Genomic DNA, 10,341 nt, shown 5'->3' with positions numbered 1-10,341 from the left:
CCGGCCATTGCCGGCAGTCCCAATATCTTCATCAACAACAAGCCTGCGGTGCGCCAGGGCGATGCTTACGCGCCCCATGGCTGCTCACCTTGCCCTTCCCCAGCGCATGGCAGAGCGCTGGCAGCTGGAAGTCCAACAGTGAACTTTAACAACAAACAAGCGGGCCGTGTTGGCGACCCGATTGATTGCGGCGGAGCAGATGTTTCTGGCAGCCCAAATGTATTTATCGGAGCCGCTTCCCCCGCTGGCACCCGCAAGCCGTTTGCCGAAGAGTGCCCGTTTGCTAAGGATGCCACATGAATACGCATGTTCCTGCAGTGGCCGCTCAGCCGAGCCAGGGAAATCACATTTCCGCCAGTGTTAAGGCCAGCCTGTTTGCCAAAGTCACCGATGATATCTGCGCCTATGCCATCATCGATGGGCAATGGTGTGAAGATATCTATGGTCGCCTGTTGGGAGAAGAGAACTCTGACTGGTGCAGCCTGATTGCTGGAGAACTGGCACACGAATTGGCGTTAACCGCTCCTTATCTGGTGCGGTTGGAACAAGACAGCGACCTCACCAACTGGTTGATTGAAGAAGGCTGGGGCAAAGGCTGGGGGATCTACTTCTTAGCCTCAAAATCCAGAGCAAAAGAGCTTTACAAGACCCCTCCTCCTGAGAGCTTGAAGCAACAAGTCGAGCGCGGTGCCTTTGTTGCCTCGCCCGATATCTCTGAGGATGAAGCAACAGATGTGGTGCTGCTGCGTCGCCATTTCCGCCGTTACTTGCGCGTTGAGTTTGAAAGCGATGGCCGTCTGGTGCGCTTCCGCTTCTTTGACCCGGCTGTCCTGCGGGTCTGGTTACTCTCCACAAACCCGCTGGAAACCCAGGCCTTCTTTGGCCCGATCACAGACTTCATTGCTGAAGACTGGTGCGAAGAGCCCAGCCTGTGCCATGATCATCAGCTCTGGTATTTTGCGACGCCCGATCATGGGCAACACTGCACGGCAAACCGCTTTGACATGCTGACCCGCAAACGTACCCCGATGACGCCAATTACAGAAAGCTCCACACAAACCAACGAACGCCCCAAGAGCCACATCACCCTGATCCGCAAAGCACAGGAAAAAACCTTTGCGGATATGCAGATTGAGCTAAGAGCAATTCAACTACGCACGAAGGTTAAGAGTGCATTAGACAGCAATGGAATTGTATTTGAAAAGGAAGGTCACAGTATAACACTGGATGCCTGTCGTTATCTTGTTGCCAACAAGATAGATGATTATGAGCTAATCAGCCAATTTGTGTTCTTATGTATCGCTCTAAACGGTCGTTTATGGGAGATGGGAGATTACGAGGATATCTTTGCAAGAACAGATCTGTTTGCTTCTGACAAAATAAAGCATGTGATTTTCTTGCTTGAGACCGAGTGGAAAAGCAAGGAGGGTGGGTGATGCCAATTTTTGCAATTCCTCCCATACTAGCTGGGGCTGCGGAAGCAGGCGCATTATTAGCCGGCTTGTTAGCAGCTAAAAAAGCCGGAGAAGAGCTTCGCAAAAGCCTTTCAAAAGAAAATGCCACAAGCACAACAACCACAGACAATTGCGAGGATTGTCACAACTGGAAAGACTATTGGCATTTCACCGATGACACGACCTACTACAAAATCCTTAATAGTAGAGCGATACGCCCAAATAAAGACGGCAAAACTTACATCACGGACGCCCCGCTATCTCGTGCTGAGGTCTGGAATGCGGTTTTCCTTGGGTACAAACACAAAGCTCCCTTTTGCAAATACTATTTCCATCTGAAGATTAGAGATGATCTCTATCCAATGTTTGAGAAAGATCGAAGCGACGGACTGAATGCCTATTTTTATCATGGGAGAATCCGGGAAGGCGTTCAGGTCAAATTCTTGGACAGCGGATTAAACACCTTTGAATTATTTGATGAAAGTGCAGAAGGCCTAGAAGACCCTCTCTGGCCAAAGTTGGATATTGGAAACTGATGAACTATCCAAGAAAGCTGATAATATTAGATAATATGAACACAATGAAAATTGTGTTTGAGGCCGTTTTAGACATAAAGTTTAAAGCTGGGACCTGCCTGTTCGCCAACCAATACCTATGCATCATCCTGAATGATCTTATTGAATACTTCATTGTGAATGGAGAGCAGGACTACCTTTTAAAATACTTAAATGGATTTAAAGAAACGGTATTTGATGATCCCCATATTCTTGAAAACTTTCAATATCGGATAAAAGAGTTTGATGCGGGTGATTTGGACGACGCTTACTATCCGATTAACCGGCTGGAAAACGGCAATTTTCAATATGACTATAAAAAACATAGTACGGGCAGGCTGACGCGAGAACCGCCCAGGTATTATGCGTTCGTGTTTACAGCCCTGCGTTCTGCCCTGTTATGCGCACGCACAGGCGAAGACTGGACGGATCTGCGGTTTTGCCTGGAGGATGACCTCATTTCCTATCTTCAGCTCGTTTATGATGTGAATGTGGAAACCGGCTTTTACACCCCGGGTGGGTTAAAGGTATTAGCGTCACTTAAGCAACTAGTAAATGAAGTTGATAGGAAGCTGGAATACCATCAGGATCAGTTTAAGAACTGGGAAAAGAACGAGGTTGAAACCAATATCAGAAAGATGCTCTTGCCTTATAAAGATGACGAGATAGACGACAAAATAATCAATCACTATTTGCTTTGGTGGGAAAGATTACAGCATGACCCAATTGGGGGGATTTAGTATCTGGCTGTATTAAATCACAAGCCTCGGGCTACTCGGAGTATCTCCATGCGCATCTTTGCAAAGTCAAACTAATTAATTAGGCATTTCCAAATGGAAACCATGTTCTCAAACAACACAATCTATTTCTATGCACAGACGGATGACTATTCAGAGTTTTCCAACTTTGCTCCGTACGGTGTCGAGCTTGAAGGAAGATGGTGGCGAACTGTCGAGCATTATTTTCAAGCGATGAAGTTTCGCAACGATGATTACCGCGAGCGCATCAGACGCTGCAGTAAGCCCAAAGATGCTAAATGTCTTGGGATGACACGGGAAATTGCTTTGCGATCCGATTGGGAAGAAGTCAAGGATCAAATCATGTTGGATGCCGTACGCTGTAAATTCAAAACCCACGAGCACCCACGAAACCTTCTCTTATCAACGGAACAGGCAGAAATTGCAGAAAATGCCCCGATGGACGCGTATTGGGGCATTGGAGCAGACGGAAGCGGCCTAAACAAACTAGGTAAAATTCTCATGCAAGTGCGAAATGAGTTGCGAGACAACTGAGCCAGTTTGCAAAGGATGCGACATAAATACGCATGTTCCTGGGTAATTGGTCGAGTAGCCTGAGGGAATTTCACCCTCAGGCTCTCACAGAACCGTACGTGAACCTCTCAGCTCATACGGCTCTTCCTGTTCTGGCCCCTTCCTGCTGAAGTACCGGAAGAACTGACGAGAGATCAGCAGATTGCAAAAGAAGCGGCACAAACTCGGTCAGAGTGTGGGATGAAAATAAAGTTCCATCCTCAAATCACATTATTGCGGCATTTAGCGTGACCAACTTAAAATAAAGTGTCATCCTAGATAATTTACCCAGCCGTTTCAATCAGCATTTTCTGAAAATAAAGTATCATCCCGAGAACGGACCCGCTTACGACACTTGGAGGCTGTCTGTTTTACCAGCATAAATCTAGACCACATAAGAAGTGTGAGTGGCCCAACGATTACTCGATTAGTCAAAGCGGTCAGTGTACACCAGCTTTTAGTTAGACAGCTTGAGCTCAAGACGTTCCCATTGTCGCTTACTATAACCTTTGGCGTGATACAAATCGCGCACGTTACTTTTTAGCCGCTGATCATACTCCCAGATCGGGATCGTAAAATAGTATCGTACATTCATCATAGCTTTTCTTTTTGCCTCATACCCCAATCTATCATCCTTAAGCCATTCATAGATTTTGGGAACTACATGTTCGAACAACTCAACTGAAATTATGTCATCATCAGAAAAAGCTAGATTTAAAATAGTAACATAAAGGCGCTACTGCCGATCTAAAGATGCATTCTCATTAGCCATCTTCAGATGTTTCCCGTCGAAGCTTTATGGACGGATCGGTTGCATTGAATAAGGGAGTGTTTTGGCCCATGATCACTAGATTAGGAATGAACAATGGGGCAAAAAACAAGGACGGCCTGCGCAGCAGCTGAAAAGCTGTCAAAGACATTCGGCGCAAGACCTATAAGCGCTATTCCACCGAGGATAAGATCTGCATCGTGCTCGCTGGACTGCGCGGTGAAGACAGCATTACTGAACTTCGCCGTCAGGAAGGCATCTCGCAAGGGCTCTACTACAGCTGGTCAAAAGAGTTTTTGGAAGCAGGCAGGGATGCCAATGGCCGCGAGCGTTGAACGCGACAGGCTTTTGGCCTGTCGTTTTTCATTTCATAAACTTTGGAGCATCATACAATTAGTCAAGCGAGTGCCTTTGGCAGATCTGCTAACGGTCTTTGTGTCGGCAGGTATACTAAGATGGGTTGCCAGCAAGAACAAAACATCTGCGGATTGACTTCACTACTTCACCTTCGTGCAACTTAAAACAAGCGAGAGATACAACTTCTGCATGGTTGCACTGACGCTACATATGAGTAGGGTCGCGCCCGAGATTGAGGTTGATGCATATCAGACTTTGATAGCATGAAGTTTTTTGCCAATTTGGTGAGCTGACGTCATGCAAGTTGAAACAAAGCTACTTAGCGGAAACTATGGAGTGCGATAACGTACTGTGCGAAAGGAATTCAACTCTGATTGTCTTTCTAACGCAACTAACAAGTTTAATCTCACTGAAAAATCAGCTAGCTAAGAAATAAAGGAGTATAAAATGGTACGGGTATGGGCGATCACGCTCGTTATTAGCACAGCGCTTGTAGGCTGCACTAGCAGTTTAAATAATAGTTTGATCAAAGCAAAACTATCTACGCCTGCTCCCAACATGTATCCGGAGATTGTTGCCGCGTTTGTCAATCAGTGCGTTAAAAACACAAAGCCGCCCTCTACCACACGCTTCTATAAAGTTACAAAAGAAAGTCGTTCAATACCCAGTCTAAAGGTTTCAGAAAATCCTGAAGTAATTCATTCCTGCTCACTCGAGACTGATAGCTACTATAACGACGATACTGTTATAGCTTCCCTTCTGGGGAAAGAGTTAAAACGTACCGACACTCGCTTTACAAGAGTTGCAAAAGGTGGATTTATTGGAACGGCGTGGCAAATCGGCAAGAGAAAATCGTGGTCGTACAAAGATGGAACTCCTCTTGTTTCGATAGGCCGTAAATCAAAAAATGGTATCCTGCGCATAGTCCGTCATGGAGATCCTTTGTAATCCCACGACTAGCCGACAATTCATTAAGTCGCTCTCAGACGTACGACGTGGGGACTCTTGGCATCCTCCGTCAAGATCTCATCAGAGCAAAATCAAGAAGTAGTGTTTTTTCTTAAAGCATAATTCTATGATCAACTGGATGAGGCTTCAATGTATCGTCCTCACTTCTCCTTGAGTGCATGCGCGATTTGGTCTTGCATGGGTTTAATGAAGTAGGAAAGGACGGTACGTTCCCCGGTTTGGATGAAGCCTTCGACGGGCATGCCCGGCACGAGGGTCTGGCCGTTCAGCTTTGGCATTTCGCTATCCAGGATCTTCAGCCGTGCCAGATAGAATGGCTCGCCGGTGACCTCATCGCGGGTCAGATCCGGGGAGACGTTGAGCACAGCTGCACCCAGCTCTGGTGTGGTGCGCTGGTCGAAAGCGGCAAGGCGCACATAAGCGTCTTGTCCCACTTGTAGCTGATCCACATCAACGGGCTGAACGCGGCTTTCAATCACCAGATCACTGTCTTCCGGCACCACCAGCATGAGGGTATCACCCGGTGCGATCACGCCGCCAACGGTGTGAACGTTGAGCTGGTGTACATAACCGGATTGCGGGGCGCGGATATCGATGCGCTTCAGGCGATCCTGCGCAGCCACTTCCTGCTCTTCCAGCTCGGCAATCTGTGAGCGGATGTTTTGCAGGTCGGATAGGACCTTCTCCAAAAACTCTTCGTCCAGCTGCAAGATCTGCACGCGCTTTTCGCTGATGGCCTCCTTGGTCTGGGCGACCTGAGAGATCAGCCCGCCGCGGTCACCAACCAGCTCGGCCCGTTCCCGCTTGATGGCGGTGACCTGAGAGGCGTTGATCAGGCGCTTTTCCAGAAGAGATGCAAAGTCGGCGAGTTGCTGAGTGACAAGATCAATGCTTTCAGCCTTGGCATCGCGCTGCACCTGCAGGCCTTCAATCTGCTGCTCCAGCTGAGCAATCTGCTCGCCAAGCTGCTTTTTGCGGCCTTTGATACCTTGCTGACGGGCAGCAAAGAGAGCCTGCTCACCATCCAGAGCGGTGGCGGCAATCTTGTCAGTCTTTGCCAGCTCAACAAGATTTTCCGGGAAGGCGACCTGATCGTCATTGCGCCATTCGGCAGAAAGGCGGGCTTCCTGCGCCTGCATCTGGTGAAGACGCTTGCGGGTGATGGCCAGATTGGCTTTCACTACCGTTTCATCCAGGCGGAACAGCACATCACCGTCTTTGACCTCATCGCCATCTTTGACGAGAATTTCGCCAACAATGCCGCCTTCCTGATGCTGCACCTTCTTGGCCTGTCCATCGACAGCGACGGAGCCGGAGGTGATCACTGCGCTGTTGATCTTGGCAACGGAGGACCAACCGCCAAGGCCGAGTACAAGAACGCCCACAAGAAAGAGGCCCCAGCGCATGTGTTTCTTACGAGAGGTCTGAATGGTGGAAAGGGTTGTTTGCTCAGGCATGTGGCACCACGCTCAATGGTCCTGTATTTGCAGCAGCTGGGGCTGGTTGTGCGCCGGGGGCCGGTTTTGCACCGGGTGCTGGCACGCCAGCAGGGGTGCTGATTTTTGGCAGGACTTCGTCTTTCGGGCCAAAGGCGGCCTGCTGGCCATCCTTCACAACAAGCAGCAGATCAACAGCTGAGATCGCGCTTGGACGGTGGGCAACGACAATGACAATGCTGCCGGTCTCACGCATCAGCTTGATGGCGCGGGTTAACGCAGCTTCGCCTTCTGAATCCAGATTGGAGTTCGGCTCATCGAGCACGATCAGGAACGGGCTGTCATAAAGCGCGCGGGCCAGACCCACACGTTGACGCTGTCCGGCAGAAAGCAGTGCCCCGCCTTCGCCAACCTGCGTGTCATAACCATCAGCCAGACTGGTGACCAACTCATGCACATGGGCAAGTTGGGCGGCTTCCAAAATCTTCTCGTCATCGCGTTCTGCTGTAAAGCGGGAGATGTTTTCGGCAATGGTGCCGTCAAACAGTTCCACATCCTGCGGCAGGTAGCCAACTGCTGTGCCCAGACGATCTTCCGACCACTGGCCCAGCTCAGCGCCATCCAGACGAACGGCACCGCGCAAGATTGGCCAGACACCGACAAGTGCGCGGACCAGACTGGTTTTACCAGACCCGGACGGGCCGATAACGCCCATGCCATCGCCTGCTTTGAGCTCAAAGTTGACGCCGGCCAGTGTGACTGCGCGAGCACCGGGAGGCGCTGTTGCGATCTGCTGTACATTGAGGGTCTTGCTTGGCAGCGGCAGTTCGGTTTCTGGCGGGGTTTCATCCAGACCTTCCAGCGACTTTTCCAAACGGGCGCGGGCCTGACGGGCTGCGATGAACACGCGCCACTGGCCAACAGCCTGCTCCACAGGAGACAGAGCTCGGGAGGTGATGATGGAAGCTGCGATCATAACACCGGGAGAGACTTCCTGAAGGATTGCCAGCCATGCACCCACAGCCAGAACGGCAGAGCCAAGCAGGAAGCGGAAGGCTTTGATGGCGGTGGCGAACAGGGAGGCGCGGTCGCCTGCCTTGGTCTGGGCATCATAAAAGCGGGCGTTGGCTTCATCCCACTTGTTGGTGAGTGTTGCGCTCATACCAAGGGCACGCACCACTTCCGCATTGCGGCGGGCGCCGGAGCGGGTGTTGCTGCGCTGTGCGTTTTGTGAGGCCAGCTCCCTGGAGGGATCGCGGCTCATGAACTCGTTGGCAAGCACCAGAGAGAGGATGATGACTGCGCCAGCCAGTGCCAGCATGCCGAGCCAGAAGTGCAGCACGAACACCAGACCCAGATAGATCGGCATCCATGGAATATCAAAGAGCGCGGCTGGACCCTGACCACCCCAGAACTGGCGCATGGTCTCCAGATCGCGGATCGGGTCCACATTTTTGCCGCTATTGCCCATGCGCAATGGCACGCGCAGGTTGGCAAGGAACGCGGTGCGCGACAGGCGGGCATCGATTTCCTGAGAAATACGCGACAGGCCACGGGCACGGATGCCTTCCAGCAGGGCGAAGAATAGGTAGAGGATACCGGCAAAACTGGCGATGATCACCAGTGTTGGCACGCTGTGGCTGGCGAGCACGCGATCATAGATCTGCAGCATGAACATCGGGCCCGTCAGCATCAACAGGTTGATGACCAGACTCAAGACCCCAACGCCCGCATACCCGGACCGCGACGCCGCAAACGCCTCGGCGACTATGCGCCGAGGCTTCAAGGAGAGTGTATTTTGCATAGCAGTCATTACACAAACTGGAAGTCGTCTGCGATTAGGTCTCCCAATGAGTAGCTTTGACCACTATCATTAAAGTGCAGGGTCTCGATACGATTGTCTTCAGACGCCCAATCCGTGATCAGGATTTGGTCATCTATCTGATAAAGGTCGGAAGGGACTTGCGCACTAAGTTCGTTCACGAACAAACGAAGATCGTTACCCTCCCGGGTGAAGTGAATATCTGACAGTGTAATACCAGCGGTAAACTTAAGGGTGTCGTTGCCTTCGCTGTCAGCAATGGTGTCATTGCCGTCATCCCGTTCGTAAATGTAGGTGTCGTTGTCAGCGCCACCTTCCAGGGTATCATCTCCACGACCACCATACAGAGAGTCGTTTCCAGTACCGCCAAACAGTTGATCATTTTCAGATCCACCATCCAACCAGTCGATCCCTGCGTTTCCGTACAGCTGATCTATACCTTCTCCACCGAGGAGAGTGTCGTGTCCCTCGCCGCCTGAGAGTGTATCAGCTCCATAGTTCCCCAGGATACGATTGTTTTGCTCATCACCTGTGATGACATCAGCAAAATCAGAACCCTCTACAGATTCAATATTAATGAGCTTATCACCTTCAGCAGAACCACCAGATGCCATTCCTGCATCAAGATCTACATTCACTCCGGCAGAAGATGCTCTGTAGTCGATTACATCTATTCCAGTGCCACCATCAAAAGAGTCATTGCCTATGTTGGCGATAAACAGGTCGTTGCCATCAGTCCCCTTAAGGGACAGGCGGCCATCCTCAAGGATGCTGATCTCACTCAGGACTGTACCATCAGCAAACTCAAAGCGTTCAATGTGCACGCCAAGATCAGCCAGACGAAGGAAACCGTTATCATCGCCATTCTTCCATCTCACCTCTAGGGCATCCAGCTGACCTTCGACTGCAATATTCTCGAACGTCAAATCTGCTAGTGTCAGATCTTCAAAGTGAACGGTATCGGCACCTGAGGTTTCACCAGCACTGTTGATGTAGACTTTGCCTGCATCACGACCGATTACGTAGACATCATCTCCATCATAGCCTCGAAGGTTCTGCCATTGACCAGTATTAGTCAGGCCGTCTCCAGAACCTGGATCAATTACATCTGTTCCGGAGCTGGCATGGATATAATCGTTCATAGAACCGCCATTTATGGTTCCTTCACCCCGGATTTCCAGGCGGCCATCATCACGAACCTTAATCTCACTCAGGACTGTACCATCAACAAACTCAAAGCGTTCAATGTGCACGCCAAGATCAGCCAGACGAAGGAAACCGTTATCATCGCCATTCTTCCATCTCACCTCTAGGGCATCCAGCTGACCTTCGACTGCAATATTCTCGAACGTCAAATCTGCTAGTGTCAGATCTTCAAAGTGAACGGTATCGGCACCTGAGGTTTCACCAGCACTGTTGATGTAGACTTTGCCTGCATCACGACCGATCACGTAGACATCATCTCCATCATAGCCTCGAAGGTTCTGCCATTGACCAGTATTAGTCAGGCCATCTCCTGAACCTGGATCAATTACATCTGTTCCGGAGCTGGCATGGATATAATCGTTCATAGAACTGCCATTTATGGTTCCTTCACCCCGGATTTCCAGGCGGCCATCATCACGAACCTTAATCTCACTCAGGACTGTGCCATCAGCAAACTCAAAGCG

Annotated in this window: 9 protein-coding genes and 1 pseudogene; 7 read left to right on the top strand and 3 right to left on the bottom strand. The window is 50.3% G+C overall.

The features are described 5' to 3' along the window. From BMZ51_RS22485 to BMZ51_RS22455, 7 genes and pseudogenes are all read left to right on the top strand, one after another. Positions 1 to 300 (top strand): PAAR domain-containing protein (locus tag BMZ51_RS22485; RefSeq protein ID WP_074882356.1); only part of this gene is annotated, 300 nt, incomplete at its 5' end. After that, positions 297 to 1,436 (top strand): DUF4123 domain-containing protein, encoded by a 1,140-nt coding sequence (locus tag BMZ51_RS22480; protein WP_068006491.1) that lies wholly within the window; start codon positions 297 to 299, stop codon positions 1,434 to 1,436. The genes BMZ51_RS22485 and BMZ51_RS22480, both read left to right, overlap by 4 nt. Then, a complete protein-coding gene (locus BMZ51_RS22475; protein ID WP_068006493.1) occupies positions 1,436 to 1,990 on the top strand; it encodes a hypothetical protein in 555 nt (184 codons plus the stop codon). The genes BMZ51_RS22480 and BMZ51_RS22475 overlap by 1 nt, the downstream gene beginning before the upstream one ends. Then, positions 1,990 to 2,748, top strand: a complete 759-nt coding sequence (locus BMZ51_RS22470) for a hypothetical protein (RefSeq protein ID WP_068006495.1) — start codon at positions 1,990 to 1,992, stop codon at positions 2,746 to 2,748. The genes BMZ51_RS22475 and BMZ51_RS22470 overlap by 1 nt, the downstream gene beginning before the upstream one ends. 93 nt (positions 2,749 to 2,841) lie before the next feature. Further along, positions 2,842 to 3,300: a riboflavin biosynthesis intermediates N-glycosidase gene (locus tag BMZ51_RS22465; protein ID WP_208979633.1), complete on the top strand. Its 459-nt coding sequence runs from the start codon at positions 2,842 to 2,844 to the stop codon at positions 3,298 to 3,300. 936 nt (positions 3,301 to 4,236) lie between these two features. Then, positions 4,237 to 4,398, top strand: a pseudogene (locus BMZ51_RS23970) (transposase); the annotation flags it as partial. Positions 4,399 to 4,891: 493 nt separating this feature from the next. Continuing rightward, complete coding sequence (locus BMZ51_RS22455) at positions 4,892 to 5,392, top strand: hypothetical protein (protein ID WP_068006496.1); 501 nt, start codon at positions 4,892 to 4,894, stop codon at positions 5,390 to 5,392. A gap of 161 nt (positions 5,393 to 5,553) precedes the next feature. Here the strand turns inward: BMZ51_RS22455 and BMZ51_RS22450 are convergent, their stop codons facing one another. The 3 genes from BMZ51_RS22450 to BMZ51_RS22440 all read right to left on the bottom strand — a co-directional run. Beyond that, positions 5,554 to 6,870: an HlyD family type I secretion periplasmic adaptor subunit gene (locus tag BMZ51_RS22450; protein WP_068006498.1), complete on the bottom strand. Its 1,317-nt coding sequence runs from the start codon at positions 6,868 to 6,870 to the stop codon at positions 5,554 to 5,556. Continuing rightward, entirely contained in the window at positions 6,863 to 8,662 is a 1,800-nt protein-coding gene (locus BMZ51_RS22445; protein ID WP_420848496.1) for a type I secretion system permease/ATPase, read from the bottom strand. Before BMZ51_RS22445 ends, BMZ51_RS22450 begins: the two co-directional genes overlap by 8 nt. Further along, positions 8,662 to 10,341: calcium-binding protein (locus tag BMZ51_RS22440; protein WP_139201464.1), on the bottom strand; the 1,680-nt coding region annotated here is incomplete at its 5' end. The genes BMZ51_RS22440 and BMZ51_RS22445, both read right to left, overlap by 1 nt.

This window comes from Pseudovibrio axinellae (genome assembly GCF_900110875.1).
GTDB classification, from domain to species: Bacteria; Pseudomonadota; Alphaproteobacteria; order Rhizobiales; family Stappiaceae; genus Pseudovibrio; species Pseudovibrio axinellae.
This window is presented reverse-complemented; position numbering and strand designations above follow the sequence as displayed.